The organism is Massilia sp. IC2-477 (assembly GCF_020707265.1).
Classification (GTDB): Bacteria; Pseudomonadota; Gammaproteobacteria; order Burkholderiales; family Burkholderiaceae_D; genus Telluria.
Map to the genome: position 1 here is coordinate 315,771 of NZ_JAJFEQ010000006.1, position 20,188 is coordinate 335,958.

General features: G+C 66.8%; 17 protein-coding genes. 10 read left to right on the top strand and 7 right to left on the bottom strand.

Annotation, left to right across the window (positions count from 1 at the left end):
* Window positions 1–35: 35 nt before the first annotated feature.
* Complete coding sequence (gene msrA, locus LK542_RS14730) at window positions 36–575, bottom strand: peptide-methionine (S)-S-oxide reductase MsrA (protein ID WP_227801881.1); 540 nt, start codon at window positions 573–575, stop codon at window positions 36–38.
* Window positions 576–697: 122 nt separating this feature from the next.
* Here msrA and LK542_RS14735 point away from each other — a divergent pair, with 122 nt between their 5' ends.
* The 5 genes from LK542_RS14735 (at window position 698) to LK542_RS14755 (ending at window position 6,818) form a co-directional block, all read left to right on the top strand.
* Window positions 698–1,201, top strand: coding sequence for a flavin reductase family protein (locus LK542_RS14735; RefSeq protein ID WP_227801882.1), 504 nt, complete (start codon window positions 698–700; stop codon window positions 1,199–1,201).
* A 133-nt stretch (window positions 1,202–1,334) separates the two neighbouring features.
* Window positions 1,335–2,171: an SDR family NAD(P)-dependent oxidoreductase gene (locus LK542_RS14740; RefSeq protein WP_227812467.1), complete on the top strand. Its 837-nt coding sequence runs from the start codon at window positions 1,335–1,337 to the stop codon at window positions 2,169–2,171.
* A gap of 41 nt (window positions 2,172–2,212) precedes the next feature.
* The gene (locus LK542_RS14745; protein ID WP_227812468.1) at window positions 2,213–3,181 is read left to right on the top strand and encodes an AraC family transcriptional regulator; all 969 of its coding nucleotides are present in this window, start codon (window positions 2,213–2,215) and stop codon (window positions 3,179–3,181) included.
* A gap of 149 nt (window positions 3,182–3,330) precedes the next feature.
* Window positions 3,331–4,515, top strand: coding sequence for an acyl-CoA dehydrogenase (locus LK542_RS14750; protein ID WP_227812469.1), 1,185 nt, complete (start codon window positions 3,331–3,333; stop codon window positions 4,513–4,515).
* Window positions 4,516–4,736: 221 nt separating this feature from the next.
* Window positions 4,737–6,818, top strand: coding sequence for an EAL domain-containing protein (locus LK542_RS14755; RefSeq protein WP_374040148.1), 2,082 nt, complete (start codon window positions 4,737–4,739; stop codon window positions 6,816–6,818).
* Window positions 6,819–6,953: 135 nt separating this feature from the next.
* Here LK542_RS14755 and LK542_RS14760 read toward each other — a convergent pair whose 3' ends face one another.
* The 6 genes from LK542_RS14760 to LK542_RS14785 all read right to left on the bottom strand — a co-directional run bounded on the left by LK542_RS14760 (window position 6,954) and on the right by LK542_RS14785 (window position 13,651).
* Window positions 6,954–7,844 (bottom strand): cupin-like domain-containing protein, encoded by an 891-nt coding sequence (locus LK542_RS14760; RefSeq protein ID WP_227812470.1) that lies wholly within the window; start codon window positions 7,842–7,844, stop codon window positions 6,954–6,956.
* Between the two features lie 62 nt (window positions 7,845–7,906).
* Entirely contained in the window at window positions 7,907–8,794 is an 888-nt protein-coding gene (locus LK542_RS14765) for an SMP-30/gluconolactonase/LRE family protein (protein WP_227812471.1), read from the bottom strand.
* A gap of 8 nt (window positions 8,795–8,802) precedes the next feature.
* Entirely contained in the window at window positions 8,803–10,212 is a 1,410-nt protein-coding gene (locus LK542_RS14770) for an MFS transporter (RefSeq protein WP_227812472.1), read from the bottom strand.
* 91 nt (window positions 10,213–10,303) lie between these two features.
* Window positions 10,304–11,884 (bottom strand): aldehyde dehydrogenase (NADP(+)), encoded by a 1,581-nt coding sequence (locus LK542_RS14775; protein ID WP_227812473.1) that lies wholly within the window; start codon window positions 11,882–11,884, stop codon window positions 10,304–10,306.
* Window positions 11,885–11,894: 10 nt separating this feature from the next.
* Complete coding sequence (kdgD, locus tag LK542_RS14780; RefSeq protein ID WP_227812474.1) at window positions 11,895–12,812, bottom strand: 5-dehydro-4-deoxyglucarate dehydratase; 918 nt, start codon at window positions 12,810–12,812, stop codon at window positions 11,895–11,897.
* A 116-nt stretch (window positions 12,813–12,928) separates the two neighbouring features.
* Complete coding sequence (locus LK542_RS14785) at window positions 12,929–13,651, bottom strand: FadR/GntR family transcriptional regulator (RefSeq protein ID WP_374040146.1); 723 nt, start codon at window positions 13,649–13,651, stop codon at window positions 12,929–12,931.
* A gap of 176 nt (window positions 13,652–13,827) precedes the next feature.
* Between LK542_RS14785 and LK542_RS14790 the strand changes: the two genes are divergently transcribed.
* The 5 genes from LK542_RS14790 to LK542_RS14810 all read left to right on the top strand — a co-directional run bounded on the left by LK542_RS14790 (window position 13,828) and on the right by LK542_RS14810 (window position 20,183).
* On the top strand, window positions 13,828–14,547 hold the full coding sequence (locus LK542_RS14790; protein WP_227812476.1) for a rhamnogalacturonan acetylesterase: 720 nt from the start codon (window positions 13,828–13,830) through the stop codon (window positions 14,545–14,547).
* The gene (locus LK542_RS14795; RefSeq protein WP_227812477.1) at window positions 14,544–17,696 is read left to right on the top strand and encodes a pectinesterase family protein; all 3,153 of its coding nucleotides are present in this window, start codon (window positions 14,544–14,546) and stop codon (window positions 17,694–17,696) included. The genes LK542_RS14790 and LK542_RS14795 overlap by 4 nt, the downstream gene beginning before the upstream one ends.
* A 65-nt stretch (window positions 17,697–17,761) precedes the next feature.
* Window positions 17,762–18,151 carry a BlaI/MecI/CopY family transcriptional regulator gene (locus LK542_RS14800; protein ID WP_227801898.1) on the top strand — a complete coding sequence of 130 codons (390 nt, stop codon included), beginning with the start codon at window positions 17,762–17,764 and terminating at the stop codon, window positions 18,149–18,151.
* On the top strand, window positions 18,138–19,376 hold the full coding sequence (locus LK542_RS14805) for a M56 family metallopeptidase (RefSeq protein WP_227812478.1): 1,239 nt from the start codon (window positions 18,138–18,140) through the stop codon (window positions 19,374–19,376). The genes LK542_RS14800 and LK542_RS14805 overlap by 14 nt, the downstream gene beginning before the upstream one ends.
* A 108-nt stretch (window positions 19,377–19,484) precedes the next feature.
* Complete coding sequence (locus LK542_RS14810; RefSeq protein ID WP_227801901.1) at window positions 19,485–20,183, top strand: FadR/GntR family transcriptional regulator; 699 nt, start codon at window positions 19,485–19,487, stop codon at window positions 20,181–20,183.
* Window positions 20,184–20,188: the final 5 nt, after the last annotated feature.

A 20,188-nucleotide genomic window follows, 5' to 3' on the forward strand; every position in this document is an offset into this window, starting at 1 on the left:
TGATAGCTACCGGATCCAGCCCCGCGAAAGTTGATCTACTTGAGACGCTCGCTGAAGGTCTTGCGGAACTTCGCCACCTTCGGCGCCACCACGAACGCGCAATACCCCTGCAGCGGATGCTGCGCAAAATAGTTTTGGTGGTAATCCTCGGCCTTGTACCAGGTCTCCTGCGGCAACAGCTGGGTCACGATCGGCGCGTCCCACACCGCCGCCATCTCGGCCATCACCTTGCGCGCGGTCGCTTCCTGTTCCGGCGAGGTGGTGAAGATCACCGAACGGTACTGCGGACCGACGTCATTGCCCTGGCGATCAGGCGTGGTCGGGTCGTGGATCGTGAAGAAGATCTCGAGGATGTCGCGGTAGCTGATCACCGACGGGTCGAATTCCAGCCGCACCACTTCGGCATGGCCGGTTGTCGCGGCGCACACCTGCTCGTAGCTCGGATTCTCGACATGGCCGCCCATGTAGCCCGATTCCACGCGGGTCACGCCGCGCGCCTCCAGGTAGACCGCTTCCAGGCACCAGAAACATCCGCCTCCGAGGATGGCTACCTCGCTCCCCCTTTGTTCGCTCATCACACGCACCTTTGATTTCGTCAGTTTTGATAGTTCTTAATTTACCGCAAAGCCAAGTTTTGTGCAGTGCAAGCCGATGGCGGAAGCGGCGGACGGCCCGACAGTGGCATAATGGCGTTCCAATGAATACACGTTCCCCCCGCGCCACGACGCGCGGCTTCGATTCGGCGCACTTTCGCCATGCCCTGTCGCAATTCGCTACCGGTGTCACCGTCATCACCACGCGCCTTGCCGACGGCACTTTTCGCGGGCTGACCGCCAGTTCCTTCAACTCGGTCTCGCTCGAGCCCCCGCTCGTCCTGTGGAGCCTGGGCGCCGGCGCCAACAGCCTGCCGATTTTCAGCGGCAACTCGCACTATGTCATCAACGTTCTTGCTGCCGGGCAGCAGGACCTGGCCCTGCGCTTCTCGCGCCGCACCGACAATCCCTTCGACGGCGTCGAGTACGAACTGTCGCGCACCGGCCTGCCGATCCTGAAAGGCGTCTCGGCCTGGTTCGAATGCCACAACCGCAGCCGCTATCCGGAAGGCGACCACGTCATCTTCGTGGGCGAAGTCGAGCAGTGCGCCGTCCATCCACAGCCGGCGCTGCTGTTCCACGGCGGACGATTCGGTCAGACCGGCTGAAGCACGCCAGAGCGCAGCTGGCGAGGATCGCGCCAGTTGTCCGGATTTTCAGGCAAGTCCGCGCTTGAGCCGCGTCCTACCATTCTTCTCACCTTAACGCCGCGCCAGCGGCACAACATGGAGAGAAGACATCATGTCCAAAGTCTGGTTCATCACGGGCGCCAACCGCGGGATTGGCGCACAAATCGCCCACGCAGCCATCGCTAGCGGCGACCGCGTCGTCGCGGCAGGCCGCAAGCTTGATCAACTGAAAGCCACCTTCGCGGCCGTGGACCCGTCCCAGGTCGCCCTGGTGGAATTCGACGTCGCCCGCGAGGCGCAGGCTCCGGCAGCGATCGAGGCCGCCGTGGCGCGCTTCGGCCGCATCGACGTCCTCGTCAACAATGCCGCCTACGGCCTGCTGGGCAACTTCGAGGAACTCACGCCCCAGGACATCGAACAGCAGTTCAGCGTCAACGTCTTCGGGGTCATGCACGTGCTGCGCGCCGCCCTGCCAGTGCTGCGCCGGCAGCGCTCGGGCCACATCATCAACATCAGCTCGATCGCCGGACTCACCGGCTTCGACGGCGCCTCGGTGTATTGCGCCACCAAGTATGCAATCGAGGGCTTGTCCTCTTCGCTGGCGCTGGAGCTGGCGAAGTTCGGCATCAACATCACGACGGTCGAGCCCGGCTTCTTCCGCACCGATTTCCTCGACCAGAGCTCGGTCCGCTACGGCCAGAAAACCATCGAGGACTATGCCGCCCACGGCTCGGTCGAGAACGCCTACGGCGCCTACCACGGCAAGCAACTGGGCGACCCGGTGAAGCTTGCCGCCGCGGTGGTCCAGTTGGCCGGCATGGACAATCCGCCGAAGCAGTTCCTGGCCGGCAGCGACGCCGTCGCCATGGCCACGGCGGAACTCGATGCCCGCTTCAGCACGCTGAACGCGATGGCGGCACTGTCGCGCTCGACCGACCACGCAGCGTGAAGCGCGGCGGGAGCTGGTGTATTCTGGCTGGTGAGAAGGCCATGAACTCACCCGACCACATTACTATCCTTGCCGGCGCCCAGGCGGCCTCCCGGCCCGCCAGCCCGGCGCTCGCGCGGCTGGCGCGGCTGCTGACCGCCCACGCGCCGCAGGACGGTTCCTTCGAGACCTGCATCCCGGGCGTGCACGCGATCCGGGCCTCGAACACCAGCGCCGAGCTGGTGCACGGCCTGCACCGCCCCGCCCTGTGCATCGTGGCGCAGGGCGCCAAGACCGTCATGCTGGGCGACGAGTCGTACGACTACGATCCCTCGCGCATGATGATCTTCTCGCTCGACCTGCCGATCGCCGCCATGATCCGGCAGGCCAGCGTGGCGGCGCCCTACCTGTCCTTCCGGCTCGATTTCGACCAGCAACGCCTGGCCGAACTGATCCTGAAGGTCTATCCCGAGGGCGTGCCCGCCGTGGCCGACAGGCGCGCCGTCTACGTGGCCGAGGCCGGCGAGCCCATCGTCGACGCCGCCGCACGCCTGATGGCGCTGGCTGGCCAGCCCGAGGATGCGGCCCTGCTGGCGCCGCTGGCGCTCGATGAGATCGTGCTGCGCCTGCTGCGCGGCCCCTTCGGCGCCCGGCTGGCCCAGCTCGGCCACGTCGAGTCGCACCGGATTGGCCGGGTGGTGGACTGGATCCGCCGCCATTACGACCAGCCCATCCGCATCGACGAGATGGCTGAGCTGGCACACATGAGCCCGTCGTCGCTGCACGAGCATTTCAAGTCGCTGACCTCGATGAGCCCCTTGCAATTCCAGAAGACCCTGCGCCTGCAGGAGGCGCGCCGGCTGATGCTGTCGACCGGCATGGATGCCGGCCTGGCATGCCAGCGCGTTGGCTACGCCAGCCCCTCCCAGTTCAGCCGCGAATACGCCCGCCATTTCGGCTCGGCGCCGACACGCGACATGCTGCGTCTGCGCAACGCCGGGCTCAGCAACGCCGTGTCATTTACACAATAAAATCGCAGGATTGTTGGCCGGGCAAAAATGAAAATGCCTGTCGCAGTTTCAAAAGATGCGGCGGCGCGGCATTTCTATAATGGTCAGGCTATGGCGGGTCCAAGGGACGGGCACGCCTTCTATCAGAACCTATCGAGACAGGAAGATCCATGAGCCATTCCCGTAAAGCAGCCTTCCACTGGGACGACCCCCTGCTGCTGAACAGCCAGCTGACCGATGAAGAACGCATGGTGCGCGACGCCGCCGCCAGCTACTGCCAGGACAAGCTGCAGCCGCGCATCCTCGAGGCCTTCCGCCACGAGCGCATGGATGTCGAGATCTTCCGCGAAATGGGCGAACTCGGCCTGCTCGGCCCGACCATCCCTGAACAATACGGCGGCCCGGGCCTGAACTACGTGGCCTACGGCCTGATCGCGCGCGAAGTCGAACGTGTCGATTCGGGCTACCGCTCGATGATGAGCGTGCAATCCTCGCTGGTGATGGTGCCGATCTACGAATTCGGCAACGAAGCGACCAAACAGAAATACCTGCCCAAGCTGGCCACCGGCGAATGGATCGGCTGCTTCGGCCTGACCGAGCCGAACCACGGCTCGGATCCGGGCTCGATGGTCACCCGCGCGCGCAAGGTCGAGGGCGGCTACTCGCTGAGCGGTTCGAAAATGTGGATCACCAACTCGCCGGTCGCCGACGTGTTCGTGGTCTGGGCCAAGGACGACGAAGGCGCGATCCGCGGCTTCGTGCTGGAGAAGGGCTGGAAGGGCCTGAGCGCGCCGGCAATCCACGGCAAGTTCGGCCTGCGCGCCTCGGTCACCGGCGAAATCGTCATGGACGAAGTGTTCTGCCCGGACGAAAACGCCTTCCCGGAAGTACGCGGCCTGAAGGGCCCGTTCACCTGCCTGAACTCGGCGCGCTACGGCATCGCCTGGGGCGCGCTGGGCGCCGCCGAAGCCTGCTGGCACACCGCGCGCCAGTACGTGCTGGACCGCAAGCAGTTCGGCAAGCCGCTCGCCGCCAACCAGCTGGTGCAGAAGAAGCTGGCCGACATGCAGACCGAAATCACGCTCGGCCTGCAGGGCTGCCTGCGCCTGGGCCGTATGAAGGACGAAGGCACGGCTGCGGTCGAGATCACGTCCATCATGAAGCGCAATTCGTGCGGCAAGGCACTGGATGTTGCCCGTGTTGCCCGCGATATGCTCGGCGGCAACGGCATCTCGGACGAGTTCGGCATCGTGCGCCATATGGTTAACCTCGAAGTGGTCAACACCTACGAAGGCACCCACGACATCCACGCGCTGATCCTCGGCCGCGCGCAGACCGGCATCGCCGCGTTCTGATTCCCCCAGCGCGCCGCCGCCCGGCGGCGCGCTTCCCTCGGGCAGTGTCCCGAATACAAATCCTTTTCCAATTTCAATCGCGCCGTGTCAATACGGTGCATTTTTGCGTTAGGATAGTTGCAGGCTTCACATTAGCAAATCCATACCCATCTCAGACCACTTCGCGAGGCCCGATGAGTGCTCCTGATCGACCGCAACCGCCCCCTGTTGCCGAGGGACGCATCGCGCAGGAACAGCATTGCGACGCGCAGCCTTTGTCTCTCGAGATGTTGCTGGACAACCTCCCAATCGCTGTCTACCGTTGCCTCAACGACGGCCAGTGCACCATGAAGTATGTCAGCAACGGCATCGAAAGGCTGACTGGCTACTCTCCTGCCACCTTCCTGTCGCGCACCGGCGTGACCTTCTCCAGCATCATTCACCCGGACGACCGCAATTCGGTCGAACGCGCCATTGCACTCGCGATACAGCAGGAACGATCGTTCCAGTTGACCTACCGGATCCGCTGCGCCAACGGCGAACAGCGATGGGTCTTCGAGCAGGGTTCGGCGCCCCCGCAGGCCGGAGGCCGGATCCTGGAGGGCATCCTGTTCGACTACACCCAGCTGCGCAAGGCCAACATGCTGGTGTACGAACAGGCCTCCTATCTGCAGCAGGCGCGCGACGCCATCATCGCGATGGACCTGAATTCGCGCATCACGTACTGGAACAACGGCGCCGAGCGGCTCTACGGCTGGACCGCAGCGGAAGCCCGCAGCAAGAAGTTCTCGGAACTGCTGTGCGAAAACCTGCCGGCTTACCACGCAGCCTACGAGACCACCCTTGCCAATGGCGAGTGGACGGGTGAACTGTCGCACCTGCGGCGCGACGGCGTCTGCATCGAGACCGACACGCGCTGGACCTTGCTGGCCGCGGACCGCGAATCGGGCGCGCCCCAGAAGATCCTCGTGATCAGCACCGACATCAGCGAACGCAAGCACAACGAAGCGAAGATCTACCGCCTCGCCTTCTTCGATGCCTTGACCGACCTGCCGAATCGCGCCAGCCTGCTCGACCACCTGCGCCGCGCCCTGCTGGGCAGCGCCCGATCGCGCAAGCACGGCGCCCTGATGTTCTGCGACCTCGACAACTTCAAATACCTGAACGACTCGCAGGGACACGCCGCCGGCGACATGCTGCTGCAGGCGGTCGCGCGCCGCCTCGAGCACTGCGTGCGCGAAGCCGACATGGTGGCGCGCCTGGGCGGCGACGAGTTCGTGATCCTGATCCAGCCGGTGGAAGACACACGCGAAGGCGCAGCGGCCCAGGCCGAGACGGTGGCGACCAAGGTCGTGGCAGCGATGGCGGCGCCCTTCCAGCTGGCCGAGATGAATTATTCGGTATCGGTCAGCGTCGGCGTCGCCACCATGTGCGGCGTGGTGGATACGGTCGAATCGATCCTGCGCCAGGCCGACGCCGCGATGTACCAGGCCAAGGCCTGCGGACGCAATACCTACCGCTTCCACGACCCGGCGGTGCAGGCCGCGTGGTCGGCGCGGGCCGAGCTGGAAGGTGCGATGCGGCGCGCCCTGCGCGACAACGAATTCGTGCTCCACTACCAGCCGCAGCTCGACCGCAGCAGCCGCGTGATCGGCGCCGAAGCGCTGCTGCGCTGGCGCCTGCCGGACGGGCGGCTGCTGTACCCGGCAGAATTCATCCATGCCGCCGAAGAGAGCGGCCTGATCATTGACATCGGCCGCTGGGTGCTGCGCACCGCCTGCGCCGAGCTGGCGCGCTGGCAGCGCTGGCCCGACATGGCCGGGCTGACCCTGTCGGTCAACGTCAGCGCCAGCCAGTTCATCGAACCGGACTTCGTGCCGATGCTGCAGGGCGTGTTCGAAGAGACGGGCGTGCAGCCCTCCAGCCTCAAGCTGGAACTGACCGAAAGCCTGGTGGTGAGCGACTTCACCCAGACCGCGCGCACCATGGCCATGCTCAAGCAGCGCGGCATCAGCTTCTCGCTGGACGACTTCGGCACCGGCTACTCGAGTCTGGCCTACCTGCGCAAGCTGCCGCTCGACCAGCTCAAGATCGACCAGTCCTTCATGCGCGACGTGCTGACCGACCAGAACGACGCCTCGATCGTCCGTTCCATCATCGCGCTGGGCGACAGCCTGGGACTGCAGGTGATTGCGGAGGGGGTCGAGACGCCGGGCCAGCGCCAGTTTTTATCGGACGCCGGCTGCTTCATCTACCAAGGTTTTTTATACCAGCACGCGCTGAGCTCGGAAAACTTCACGCAGTACGCGCGCATGGTGCATTGAACGGTACGCTCGTAGGGTGCTCGGCTCTGCCGAGCGCGCGTCCGACCGGCTCATGAGTCGGCGATAGCTCAGTTCATGCACGGTTTGAACGCGCGTTCGGCGAAGCGTGATCTGGTCCACTGGACCAGATCACCCCTACAGCGCCAGCGGCACCCCACGTGCCCAGCGGTTGGAGGACAGCGAAAACTCCAGCGCCCGCACCTGGTGGAACCACCCGGCCGGCACGTAGAGCATGTCGCCAGGCTCGACGATGCAGGACACCGTCGCCGCCTGGCGCGCCAGCGGATAGGCGTCGAAGTCGGGCGCTTCCGGATCGAAGGGGGAACCGAACAGCACCGGGTTGGCTTCGTTCGCATACAGGTAGGCGTCGTGGTGCGGCGGCGCCAGGAAGATGCGCTTGCGGCCCCAGACCTGAGCGAAGATGTTGTCGTCGAAGTCGCAGTGCAGCGGCGTCATGGTGCCGACGGGGCCGAGCCAGAACCGGGGCGGTCCCATCTTGCGGAAGTAGGCCGGCCAGTGGCACAGGCGATTCAGTTCGCGCAGCTCGAGATTGCCGACATAGGGCGGCGGGTCGCCCTCGCCATGGACGCGTTCCGGTTCGAGGTCGAGGTACTCGCGCAATGTCATGTCGCGCATCGGACGGTCGGCACGGAAGGGCTGGCGGATGTAGTCGCCGACGCGGGCGCGCACGGGCAGGTCGCCGTAACGTTCGCGCAGCTCGGCCGGCGTCACGCCGCACAGCGGCCACTGCCCGACCAGGCCAGTCATGATGAAAGGAAGTCCTTCTCTGGCGCGCGCCGCGAAGGCGTTCGCGTCCAGGCGCTTCAGGCGGGGAATCTCGACAAGGATGGGAAGGCTGCGCGCGTGCTGCTTGACTGCCTCGCGCATCGCGGCGATCGAGCTGACGCCGCGTACTGCGGCGTCACGCTCTTCCTGGGCGCGCTTCCTGGCCGCCGCGTCTTCCGGTGTCGCCGCCACGGTCGGCAGCGGCGGCAGCGGCCCCTTCGTTACACTTCGTTCCTGCATTCGTTTTCAGCTCTCCACACATTAGCCCGCACAGGGTAGCGTGTGGATGCTGAAAAGTCGAATCAGCGACGCCCGGTAACGAAAGGCGTTTCGGCCACGCCACTGACGCCGGGGCGCAGCAGCACCACCGAACCGGCATCACCGCCGGTACCGGGGTCGATCGAGGTCACCAGCAAGGTGTCGAGGCCGGGGCCGCCGAAGGCGCACATCGAGGGCTTGGCCATCGGCAGTGCGATCTCGCGGTCCAGCTTCCCTTGCGGGGTGAAGCGCTGCACCAGGCCGGCGTCGTTGGCGCAGGTCCAGTAGCAGCCGTCGGCGTCGACCGCGGCACCGTCCGGGCGGCCCTTCTGCCCGGTGAGGTCGAGGAAGACCCGCTTGGTGTGCGGGATGCCCTGGTCGGTGTCGTAGTCGAAAGCCCAGACCGTACGGACCTTGGGATGCGAATCCGACAGGTACATGGTGCGGCCGTCGGGCGACCAGGCCAGGCCGTTCTGGGTCAGCATGCCGCTGACGACCGGGCCGTGCAGGCCACCCTCGGTGCCATAGCGATACAGCCCGCCGACCGCGCGCGCCGCGCCCATGTCCATGAACATGGTGCCGCTCCAGAAACGGCCCTGGCGGTCGCAGCGGCCGTCGTTGAAGCGCATGCCCTCGCCCAGCTCGGACGAGGGCGGAGCGGCCAGCAGCGTGACCCTGGCATCGCTCCCCTCGCCCAGCTCCAGGCGGAACACGCCGGTTTCCATGCCAGCCACCAGGCTGCCGTCGTCGGCGCAGGCCACGCAGGCCACCATCTCCGGCGCTTCCCAGTGGCGCGCCTGGCCGCTGGCGTGGTCCAGGCGCCACACACGGCGCGCGGGAATGTCGACCCAGTACCACGCCTGTTCGCGCGCGTTCCAGGTCGGGCTTTCGCCGGTAGCGCAGTGTACGCCGTCGATGCGTTGGATATCCATGTTCGCCATCACAGGTCGGTGATCTCGCGGTGTGCCGGCACCAGGGCCTTCATTACCAGCCACGCAACCAGGTAGGCCAGCGCGCAGATCGAGAACATGATCATGTAGCCGGTCTCCAGGTGACCCTGGGCGCCGTAGTAGTCGAACAGCCAGCCGCCCAGCTTGGTGAGCAGCACGCCGCCCAGGCCGCCGGCCATGCCGCCGATGCCAACCACGGAACCGACGCTGTGTTTCGGGAACATGTCGGACACGGTGGTGAACAGGTTGGCCGACCAGGCCTGGTGGGCCGAGGCGCCGATGCCGATCAGGATCACCGGGAACCAGTAGCCCAGGGTGCCGAGCGGTTGCGCGGCCAGCACCACCAGCGGGAACAGGGCGATGGTGAACATGGCGCGCATGCGGCCCTGGTAGATGCTGGCGCCGCGGTCGATGAACCAGGTCGGCAGCCAGCCGCCGCCGATCGAGCCCACCATGGTCATGCTGTACAGGACCGCCAGCGGGATCACCATTTCCGGACCCGTGAGGCCGTATTGCGAGGACATGTATTTCGGCAGCCAGAACAGGAAGAACCACCACACGCCGTCGGTCATGAACTTACCGAAGGTGAAGGCCCAGGTCTGGCGGTAGCCGAGCAGCTTGAACCACGAGGCTTTCGGCTTGCCGGCCGCGCCTGGCGCTGCTTCCACCGGGGTGCTGTCGCTGTTGATGTAGGCCAGTTCGCCTGCGCTGAGGCGCTTCTGGCGTTCCGGCGTGTCGTACAGCCAGATCCAGACACCCATCCACAGGAAGCCGACCGCGCCGACGGCGATGAAGGCGGCCTGCCAGCCCCAGTACTCGGCGATCAGCGGCACCGTCAGGGGAGCCAGGATCGCGCCGACGTTGGCGCCGGAGTTGAAGATACCGGTGGCAAACGAGCGCTCGCGCTTCGGGAAGTACTCGGCGGTGGCCTTGATCGCGGCCGGGAAGTTGCCCGCCTCGCCGATCGCCAGCACCGCGCGGCCGACCATGAAGCCGATGATCGAGACCGGCACGGCGGCCAGGCCCAGGGTGGTGAACACATTGTTGACGGCGGTGCCGATGCCGATCGCGTAGGCGTGGGCGATGGCGCCGATCGACCACACGACGATGGCCAGCACGAAGGCGCGCTTGGTGCCGAGGCGGTCGATCACGCGGCCGGCGAACAGCATCGAGATCGCGTACACGAACTGGAAGGTCGCCGTGATGTTGGCGTAGTCCGTGTTCGACCAGCCGAATTCCTTGGTCAGCAGCGGGGCCAGCAGACTCAGGACCTGGCGGTCGAGGTAGTTGATGGTGGTGGCGAAGAACAGCAGGGCGCAGATCGTCCAGCGGTATTTGCCCACCGTGGAAGCCAGCTCGCTGGTCTTCTCCGGGCTACGGCTCAAGACTTGCTGATTCATGATGATCAGTTCTTTTCAAGTGAAACAGCCGGTGTCTCCGCCGGCTGGTGCTTCAATCGTGAAAGGGGGCGCAACAAGCGCCCCCCGGGTATTACACCGCGACTTTCAGGTCTCCGTCCAGCACGCGTGCCAGGCGCAGGGGATTGTCATCCCGAAGTGCTTCCGGCAGCAGTTCGGCCGGCAGGCTCTGGTAGCACACCGGCCGCAGGAAGCGGTCGATCGCGGTCGCGCCCACCGAGGTAGTGCGGCTGTCGCTGGTGGCCGGGAACGGGCCGCCGTGGACCATCGCATGCGATACCTCGACGCCGGTCGGGAAGCCGTTGAACAGCACGCGGCCTGCCTTGCGTTCCAGGATCGGCAGCAGCTTCGCCGCCAGCGGATGGTCCGCCGGCTTGACGTGCACGGTAGCGGTCAGCTGGCCGTGCAGCTTTTCCGCCGCCTGCAGCATCTGCTCTTCGCTGTCGAAGCGCACGATCAGCGCGGCCGGACCGAAGATCTCGTCCTGCAGCTCCGGATTGCCGATGAAGGAGGCGGCGTCGACTTCGTACAGCGCGGCTTGCGCGGCGCAGCCGATGCCTTCGGTGCTGCCCTGCGCAACCAGTCGCAGGCCTTCGGTGGCGCCGAAGCGGGCGATGCCGCTGTTGTAGGCATCATGGATGCCGGCGGTCAGCATGGTGCCGGCGCCCTTGGCTTGAAGCGCGGTGGTCGCCGCGGCGGCGAAGGCATCCAGCGCCGCGCCCTTGACCGCAAACACCAGGCCCGGGTTGGTGCAGAACTGGCCAACGCCCAGGGTCAGCGAATCGACAAAGCCGTTCGCCAGCGCGGCGCCGCCCTGCTCCAGCGCAGCCGGCAGGAGGAACACCGGGTTCACGCTGCTCATCTCGGCGTAGACCGGGATCGGTTCCGGACGCGAAGCCGCGGTGCGCATCAGCGCAGTGCCGCCGCCGCGCGAGCCGGTGAAACCGACCGCCTTGATCGCCGGATGCGCGACCAGCTGCTGGCCGATGGTGCGGCCGTCGCCGAACAGCATCGAGAACACGCCTTCCGGCAGGCCGCACTCCTGCACCGCGCGCTGGACGGCGCGGCCGACCAGTTCCGAGGTGCCGAGGTGGGCGCCGTGCGCCTTGACCACGACCGGGCAGCCGGCGGCCAGCGCGGACGCCGTGTCGCCGCCCGCGACCGAGAAGGCCAGCGGGAAGTTACTGGCGCCGAAGACCGCGACCGGGCCGAGGCCGATCTTGGCCAGGCGCAGGTCGGGGCGCGGCGGGGTACGTTCCGGCAGCGCGGTATCGATGGTCGCGCCGAGGAAGCGGCCGTCGCGCACCACTTTCGCGAACAGGCGCAGCTGGTTCACGGTGCGCATGCGCTCGCCTTCGAGGCGGGCTTGCGGCAGGCCGGTTTCCTGCTGGGCGCGTTCGATCAGTTCCGAACCGATCGCCAGGATCCCTTCCGCCACCGCTTCCAGGAAGCGTGCGCGCTGCTCCAGAGGGAGGGCACGGTACGGGTCGAAGGCGGCGGCTGCGAGTTCGCAGGCGCGGTCCACGTCGGCGCCGGTGGCCTGGCCGAAGCCAGGGTCGAATTCGGCGCGGGTCGAAGGATTGTAGGCACGCTGCTCGCCCGCGCTACCGCGGACCAGCTGGCTGCCGATGATCATTTCACCAGTGATCGTCATGGCTCGTACCTTAAACAGGGTTCTTTTGCTTCTTGATCAGGTCCAGCAGCATCTGGTCTTCTTCCGCGGTCAGGTCGGTCAGCGGCGGACGCACCGGACCCGCGCCGTGGCCAACCAGGCGGGCGCCGGCCTTGATGATGCTGACGGCGTAGCCGCCCTTGCGGTTGCGGATCTCCAGGTACGGCAGGAAGAACTCGTCGATCAGGCGGTTGGTGGTGGCGGTGTCGCCCGAAGCGGTGGCGTTGTAGAAGTCCATCGCCAGCTGCGGCACGAAGTTGAACACGGCCGACGAGTACACCGGGGTGCCCAGCGCCTTGTAGGCGCCGGCGTAGACTTCAGCGGTCGGCAGGCCGCCCAGGTAGCTGAAGCGGTCGCCCATCTTGCGGTAGATCGAGACCATCAGTTCGATGTCGCCGATGCCGTCCTTGAAGCCGATCAGGTTCGGGTTGCGGTCGGCCAGCTTGGCCAGCGATTCCGGGGTCAGGCGGCAGGCGGCGCGGTTGTAGACCACGACGCCGATCTTCACGGAGCGGCACACCGCTTCGACGTGGGCGATCAGGCCGTCCTGGTTGGATTCGGTCAGGTAGTGCGGCAGCAGCAGCAGGCCTTGCGCGCCCTGGCGCTCGGCTTCCTGTGCGTGGGCGATGGCGGCGCGGGTCGGGCCGCCGCAGCCTGCCAGGATCGCGACGCCGGTGCCGGCGCAGGTGTCGACCGCGGTCTTGATGATCTGGCCATACTCTTCGCCGTGCAGCGAGAAGTATTCGCCGGTGCCGCCAGCGGCGAACAGCGCGGTGGCGCCGTACGGGGCCAGCCACTCGAGGCGCTTCTGGTAGCCGGCTTTGTCGAAGTCGAGTTCGGCGGTAAAGTCGGTGATCGGGAAGGACAGCAGGCCGTGCGACAGGACTTTTTGTAGTTCGAGTGCTTGCATTACAGGGTCTCCAGGACAGATATGAATGGTTACTGCAGTAAAGGGCCTCACCGCCCTATGTTGTATGTCATCGTACAACTGAACGGATGACGCTGCAAGCGAAAAGTGAGGAATTTTTAGTTGATCTGCGATTCGATGCGCTGCTGCGCCTGCACCAGCCGCTCGCGGCTATTGGACAGGTGGGTACGCATGGCCGCGCGTGCGGCCTCCGGATCGCGGCGCTCGATGGCGCGGAAGATGTCGTCGTGCTCGCGGCTGACGCGCTCGTTGAAATTGGCCGGCTTGTCCTGCTCCAGTTCCACCGTGTTCAGGCGGGCACGTGGGATGATCGCATTACCCAGCTGGGCCAGGATGTCGGCGAAATAGCGGTTGCCGGTGGACTGCGCGATCAGCAGGTGGAAGCGCTTGTCGGCGTCGGCCGCCGGGCGCCCCGCCGCCATCGCCGCGTGCATCTCGGCCAGCGCCGCGCCCAGCTCGCGCACCTGCTCGTCGCTGCGGCGCACGGCGGCCAGGCCGGCGGTCTCGGTCTCGACACCGATGCGCAGCTCCAGGATCGACAGCACGTCGCGCAGGGTCAGGATGCTTTCGGCATCGATGCCCAGCCCCGAACTTGGTACCGGCTCCAGCACGAAGGTGCCGATGCCGTGGCGCGTCTGCACCAGGCCCGAGGCCTGCAGGTGCGAGATCGCCTCGCGCACGACGGTGCGGCTGACGCCGTGCTGGGCCATCATCGAGGATTCGGTCGGCAGCTTCTCGCCCGGCTTGAGTACGCCCTGGCGGATGCTGCTGCTGATCTGCTCGACGACGCCCTGCGCCAGGTTGCGGGGTTTGCGCTGCATGGGGACCATGTTTGGATAAGCTTGGGAGAGGAATAAGACGATTATATATCAAGACAAGATGTCTGACGTCTTATGACAAGACATCTCTGAAATAATGTCTCATATGCGTCCGGCCTGACCGCTTGATAAATTGGTCAGGCCAAAATAGAATCGGGCGAACCTTTAGGAGCCCGTCCATGCCACGTCCTGTCCGTTCCCTGCTATCCCTCCTCCCCCTGCTCCTTGCCGCCCATGCGGGCGCCGCGCCCAGCCTCCCCGACCGCGTGATCCTGGTTGGCGATTCGACCATGGCCAGCACCACCGGCTATGGCGACGCCCTGTGCGCGCGCTTTACGCCCGAGACCAGCTGCGTCAACCTGGCGCGCGGCGGCCGCAGCTCGAAGAGCTTCCGCGCCGAAGGGCGCTGGGATGAGGTCATGGGACTGCTGCGCGACGGCGCGGGCTTTCGCAAGACCTATGTACTGATCCAGTTCGGCCATAACGACCAGCCGGGCAAGCCGGGACGCTCGAGCGATTACGCCACCGAATTCCCGGTCAACATGCAGCGCTACGTGCAAGAAGCACGTGAGGCGGGCGGCGTGCCGGTGCTGGTGACGCCCCTCACCCGCCGCAGCTTCAAGAACGGCTACGTGCATAACGATCTCGCGCCCTGGGCCGGCACCGTGCGCGAGATCGCGCGCAACACCAAGACGCCGCTGGTCGACCTGAATGCGCTGTCGCTGGCGGCGGTGCAAGAGATGGGACCGAAGGAAGCGGACAAGATGGCGCGTACCGGGTCCAACTTCGACTACACCCACCTCGGCCCGGAAGGCGCCGAACGCTTTTCAGGCATCATGGCGAAGGAACTGGCGCGCAGGGTGCCGGCGCTGGCAGCGGACCTGCGGGGCGCACGATGAGCGCCTCCAGCGCAGCGATCGCGCTGGCGCTTGCCGGTGCTGCGATCACGCCGGCACCGACCATCACCACCGCTCCCCTCGCCGAGCGCCAGCATGCGCCCTCCGACGGCTGGGCCGCGCAAGAGGGCGGCACCCGCGGCGGCGCCCTGGCCAGCCCTGAGCACGTCTACACCGTGCGTGATCGCGCACAGCTGCTGGCCGCGCTAAGCACTCCCGCGCCGGCGCGCATCGTGCGGGTAGCAGCCACCATCGACATGAGCGAAGGACGCAGCTACAGCAGCACCGAGGACCAGGCCCAGCGCGGCGCCGTGCGCCTTCCCTCGAACACCACGCTGATCGGCGTGACGCCCGGTGCGGGCTTCATCAATGGTTCGCTGGCGGTGGTGGGCGTGTCGCAGGTCGTGATCCGCAACCTCGCGATCCGCAATCCCTGCGACGTCGGCCCGCGTTGGGATCCGAAGGATGGATCGAAGGGCAACTGGAACTCCTCCTTCGACGGCATCCTGGTATCGAATTCGCACCACGTCTGGATCGACCACAACAGCTTCACCGACGCCCCGGACAGCGACGACAAATCCCCGGTCGAAAACAGCATGCTGAAGCAATGCCACGACGGTGCTCTCGACATCAACCAGGCCGCCGACTTCGTCAGCGTCACCTACAACCGCTTCGCCCAGCACGAAAAGAACATGCTGATCGGCTCGAGCGACCGCGCCACCGGCGACGCCTCGCACCTGCGCGTGACGCTCAAGGGCAACCTGTTCGAGCACGTGGCCGAACGCGCACCGCGGGTGCGCTACGGCCAGGTGCACGTGCTGAACAACTACTACGTGGGCGACCGCAAGCGCCCGGTCTACGGCCACCACTACAGCATCGGCGTGGCCCATGCCTCGCACATCGTCTCGGATGCGAACGCCTTCGACATCGCGGGCGCCACCGCTTGCCGCGACGTGGTGCGCGATCCGGGCAACAGCCCCGGCGTCTTCGTCGACAACGCTTCGCTGCTGAACGGCGCCGCGCTGAAGGACTGCCCCTACGGTGGAAATGCCGGCTGGCGCGCGCCCTACGGCTACACGCCGCTGCCGGCGGACGAGGTGGCGCGCCACGTGCTCGAGCATGCCGGCCCGCGTCCCCTGCCCGCGGCTGCGGCGGACGGCTATGCCGAGGCACGCTTCGTGCCGCGCCCCGGCGCGCCTTTCGTGCTGCGCGCACGCCAGGACACCAATGGCGACTGGCAGGGTGCGAGCCTGCAGCTCTCCAGCGACGGCAAGATGGTCGTGGTGGAGCTGCTGGAGTCGCGCGGCGGTGAAGTCAAGCGCATCAAGCAAGTGCGCCGCAATGCGCCGCCGCCGGGCCCGATCGTGCTGCGCTACACGGCCGAGCCGGGACCGCAAGGCAGCATGCTCAACGTGCTGGTCGACGGCGAACGTGCGACCTGGCTGGTGGCGCCGGCCATGCCGGCCGTGCAGCCGGTGTCCTGGGATGCCGGCGCCAGCCAGCTGCTCGACCTGCGCGGCGGCCCTGCCGGGGCGCCCGAGCGCGTGACGCCGCACCTGGTCGACCGCATCGTGCTGCAGGCCGGCGACGCGCCGGAAACCGTGCGCATCGGCGGCGCCACCCGCATCGCCGCCGAGAGCGCCGACCCTCGCATTGCCGTGGCCGAGACGATCGATGGCGTGCTGCGCGTGAAACCGCTGGCCGCCGGCAGCACCACCGTGACCGTACGCAGCCTGGACGACGCATGGGCGCAAGCGATCTTCACGGTCGATGTCGGCGCACCGTTCGCGGCGCCGGCCGTCACGACCCTTCCCGCTGCCGCCCACCCGGCCAAGGGCGAGCGCGGCGTGCCGCCCGACACGCCGCTGCGGCTCGTCTTCGCCGAGGAACCGGTGTTGAGCGGCCAGGGCAGCGTGCGCGTCTACCGCAAGCGCGACGGGGCCCTGGTTGCGGTCATCCGTCCCGGCGAAACCGTCACTGCGCTCGGCAGCGGCGAGCGCCAGCGCCTGGTGCGCCAGCGCGCGATCACGGTCAGCGGCAAGGAGCTGCGCATGCGCCTGCCCGTGCTGCTGGAATACGGCGCCGACTACGAGGCCGTGGTCGATGCGGGCCTGGTACGCGCGAGCGGTTTCAAGGGCGCACGCTGGTCCTTCCGCACCACGCCGTATAAACCGGTGGGCGACAGCGTGACCGTGGACGACGACGGGCGCGCCGACTTCCGCACCGTGCAGGGCGCCCTCGATTACGCCATTTCGCTGCCGCGCGACAAGGCGCTGACGGTCAACGTGCGCGACGGCGTGTACCCGGAACTGCTCTACCTGGGCGACAAGGACAACATCACCCTGCGCGGCCAGAGCCGCGACGCGACCATCATCCGCGCCGCCAACAGCGAGACCCGCAATCCGGGTTCGGGCAGCGCGCAGCCGAAAGGCAGCCCGGGACTGGGCGGCGGCCGCGCGCTGTTCCTGGCCCAGGACAGCGACCTGCTGGAGATCCGCGACATCGCCCTGCACAACAGCACCCGCCGCAGCGACGACCATTCGGCCCAGGCGGAGACGCTCTTCTTCGCCAGCGACCAGGGACGCCTGCAGGTGCGTAACGCCCATTTCATCAGCGAGCAGGACACGCTGCAGCTGTGGGGCTACGCCTGGTTCTACCGTTCGCTCATCGAAGGCAACGTCGATTTCGTCTGGGGGAACAACCATGCGGCCCTGTTCGAAGAGAGCGAACTGCGCACCGTCGGCGACAGCGCCAATCCTGACAGCGGCGGCTACATCGTGCAGGCGCGCACCCTTGCCAGGGGCGACCCCGGCTTCGTCTTCCTGCGTTCGCGCATCACGCGCGGTCCGGGCCCGCTGGGAAACCTGCCGCCGAACGGCGCCACCTATTTCGCGCGCTCGCCCGGCACCGCCAACACCTGGGATAACGTCGCCTTCATCGAATGCACGGTCGGCCCGCACATCGCGGCCAACGCCTGGTATCGCAAGCCGGTTCCGAATCCGGTCCAGGGTGGATGGAGCGAGTACGGCAACCGGAGCGAAGACGGGCAGCCGCGCAGCTACGGCGGCTTCCAGCTGGAGCGCGAGGCGGCTGCGCGCCTGTCGAACCGCGCGGCCGTGTTCGCGGGGCGCGGCTGGAACCCGCAACCCTGAACGCTTGACAGTACCGTTTACAGGTGTAATCATGAACGTTGATTACAACTGTAAATAATACTGTCATGTCGAATACTCCCGCGATCAACATCAGCGACGCCGAGTCGCACGTCATGGAAGTGCTGTGGCGCGCGCCCGGCCCGGTGGTGGCCGAGCAGGTCGTCGTCGCTTTATCCGAAAGCCAGCACTGGCAGACCGCCACCGTCAAAACGCTGCTCAACCGCCTGCTCAAGAAGGGCGCCATCGCCGCCGAGAAGGATGGGCGGCGCTTCCTCTACTCCGCCATTCTGCCGCGCGAAGCCTGGCTGGCGCGTGAAAGCGAAAGCCTGGTGCAGCGCCTGTTCGGCGGACGCATCGCGCCGCTGGTCGCCCACTTCGGCAGCCAGAAGAAGCTGTCGCAGGCGGATCTGAAGGAACTGCGCAAGCTGATCGACGAGCTCGATGATGGCAAGTGAACTGATGCCGCTCGTGCTACGGGCTGCGCTGTTCGCCAGCCTGGCGATCCTGGTCCTCCTGGTCGCGCGCCGGCCACTGCGGCGCTGGCTGGGCGCCGCCCTCGCCTACCAGGCCTGGCTGCTGGTGCCGCTCGTTGTGGCGGCCAGCATGCTGCCGGCCCGTCCCGCCGCGGTACTGCAATCGGTGCAGGTGCTGCGCCCGGTGCAGGCGCTCACCGCCCAGGCGACCACGCCTCCGTCGGCCGGCCAGGCCGATACGCTGCTGCTGGTCTGGGCCGGCGGCCTGGTCCTCACCGCGCTCTGGTTCGCCCTCGGACAGCGCGCCTTTTTGCGCCAGGCCGATGCCGGCGTTGCCGGACCGGCCTCGATCGGCCTGTTTCGTCCGCGGATTGTGGTGCCCCAGGATTTCACGACACGCTATTCGCCTCCCGAGCAGGCCCTGGTGCTGGCGCACGAACGAGCCCACATCGCGCGCGGCGATCTCTACGCCAACCTGCTGGCGACCCTGTTCCAGTGCGTGTTCTGGTTCAATCCGCTGGTCCACCTCGCTGTGCGGCGCTTCCGCCAGGACCAGGAACTGGCCTGCGACGCCGTCGTCATGCAGCAGCACCCGCAGCAGCGGCGCACCTATGCCGAAGCCCTGCTCAAGTCCCACACCGGCGCCCGTATGGCTGCCGGCCTGCACTGCCACTGGCAATCCCCCCACCCCACCAAGGAGCGCATCATGAGTCTGCAGCACACCTCACCCGGAACCCTTCGCCGCGCCGCCGGCCGCTGCATCCTCGCGCTGCTGGCCATGGGGGCGTTCACCGCCACCCTCGGCGCACGCGCTGAACAGGCCGCGTCCACGGCTGCGTCCCGGTATTCCATCGCCCTGGACATGAAGACGGTGAGCGCGCCCGACACCGCTGTCACGCTCAAGGCGGATTCCTTCGTCATCAAGGCGGATTCCTTCGTACAAGAGGAAAAGAGGACCATCCCGCGCATCGTGACCGCGGCCGGACAACAGTTCGCAGTGGCCTCCGGCGAATGGCGCGTCGAGATGACCGCCCGGCCGGGCGATGCGCCGGACCAGGTCTGGCTGGCCGGTAAGCTCCTCAAGGGCACGAACCTGGTCAGCGAACCCCGGCTGCTGACGCGTCTTGGCGACACGGCTACCATCAAGGTCGGTGACGGCAGCGGCAATGACTTCAGCATTGCGATGACCGTTACACAACAGCCCTGAACACGTCCGTTGTCATATAATTGGTTGGTCCACTTGCAACATTACCAGTACCAAACTAAGATTCCCTAGTTTTGGCACTGGCCACCATTTATCCACGACGGACCATCGATGAAGAAAACCGCTGCGCTGAACGACAACGGCGCCAACGAGCCACGGCTGTACCGGGTGGTCTCGGCCAGGATCGAGGAACTGATCCGCGCCGAGAACATCCGGCCGGGTGAGCGCCTGCCGGCCGAGCGCGAGCTGGCGAGCAAGCTCGGCGTCAGCCGCACCTCGCTGCGTGAAGCCCTGATCGCCCTCGAACTGGGCGGCACGGTCGAGGTGCGCGGCGGCTCCGGCGTCTATGTCAGCGAGCAGGCGACGCCGCAGGCCGAAGTGCCGACGGCCGGTCCCGGCCCCTTCGAAGTGCTGGCCGCGCGCCGCCTGATCGAGGTCGAGGTTGCGGCGCTGGCCGCCAAGCACGCCAGCGATTCGGCGATCGACGCCATCCTGCGCGCGGTTGAAGAGATGGAACAGCACCACGAGGAACGCAGCGGCAACGAGTCGGCCGACCGCAACTTCCACCTGGCGATCGCGCGCGCCACCGGCAACAGCGCGATGGTTGGCGTGATCGAATACCTGTGGAGCCAGCGCGGCTCACTGTGGCACAAGCTGAAGGAACACTTCCAGACCGAGGAACTGCGCCAGCAGACCCTGCTCGACCACCGCAACATCTTCGCCGCCATCGCCTCGCACGACGTGGCCGGCGCCCGCACCGCCATGCGCGCCCACCTGGACCGCGTCACCCGCACCTTCTCGCGCGGCTAAGGCCA

What these genes read in the sequence shown, in the direction of transcription:
- LK542_RS14785 (WP_374040146.1), bottom strand. Translation starts at nt 13,651, where the DNA reads ATGCAGCGCAAACCCCGCAACCTGGCGCAGGGCGTCGTCGAGCAGATC.
- LK542_RS14775 (WP_227812473.1), bottom strand. Translation starts at nt 11,884, where the DNA reads ATGACGATCACTGGTGAAATGATCATCGGCAGCCAGCTGGTCCGCGGT.
- LK542_RS14740 (WP_227812467.1), top strand. Translation starts at nt 1,335, where the DNA reads ATGTCCAAAGTCTGGTTCATCACGGGCGCCAACCGCGGGATTGGCGCA.
- LK542_RS14790 (WP_227812476.1), top strand. Translation starts at nt 13,828, where the DNA reads ATGCCACGTCCTGTCCGTTCCCTGCTATCCCTCCTCCCCCTGCTCCTT.
- LK542_RS14810 (WP_227801901.1), top strand. Translation starts at nt 19,485, where the DNA reads ATGAAGAAAACCGCTGCGCTGAACGACAACGGCGCCAACGAGCCACGG.
- LK542_RS14795 (WP_227812477.1), top strand. Translation starts at nt 14,544, where the DNA reads ATGAGCGCCTCCAGCGCAGCGATCGCGCTGGCGCTTGCCGGTGCTGCG.
- kdgD (WP_227812474.1), bottom strand. Translation starts at nt 12,812, where the DNA reads ATGCAAGCACTCGAACTACAAAAAGTCCTGTCGCACGGCCTGCTGTCC.
- LK542_RS14735 (WP_227801882.1), top strand. Translation starts at nt 698, where the DNA reads ATGAATACACGTTCCCCCCGCGCCACGACGCGCGGCTTCGATTCGGCG.
- LK542_RS14805 (WP_227812478.1), top strand. Translation starts at nt 18,138, where the DNA reads ATGATGGCAAGTGAACTGATGCCGCTCGTGCTACGGGCTGCGCTGTTC.
- LK542_RS14770 (WP_227812472.1), bottom strand. Translation starts at nt 10,212, where the DNA reads ATGAATCAGCAAGTCTTGAGCCGTAGCCCGGAGAAGACCAGCGAGCTG.
- LK542_RS14800 (WP_227801898.1), top strand. Translation starts at nt 17,762, where the DNA reads ATGTCGAATACTCCCGCGATCAACATCAGCGACGCCGAGTCGCACGTC.
- LK542_RS14760 (WP_227812470.1), bottom strand. Translation starts at nt 7,844, where the DNA reads ATGCAGGAACGAAGTGTAACGAAGGGGCCGCTGCCGCCGCTGCCGACC.
- msrA (WP_227801881.1), bottom strand. Translation starts at nt 575, where the DNA reads ATGAGCGAACAAAGGGGGAGCGAGGTAGCCATCCTCGGAGGCGGATGT.
- LK542_RS14765 (WP_227812471.1), bottom strand. Translation starts at nt 8,794, where the DNA reads ATGGATATCCAACGCATCGACGGCGTACACTGCGCTACCGGCGAAAGC.
- LK542_RS14745 (WP_227812468.1), top strand. Translation starts at nt 2,213, where the DNA reads ATGAACTCACCCGACCACATTACTATCCTTGCCGGCGCCCAGGCGGCC.
- LK542_RS14750 (WP_227812469.1), top strand. Translation starts at nt 3,331, where the DNA reads ATGAGCCATTCCCGTAAAGCAGCCTTCCACTGGGACGACCCCCTGCTG.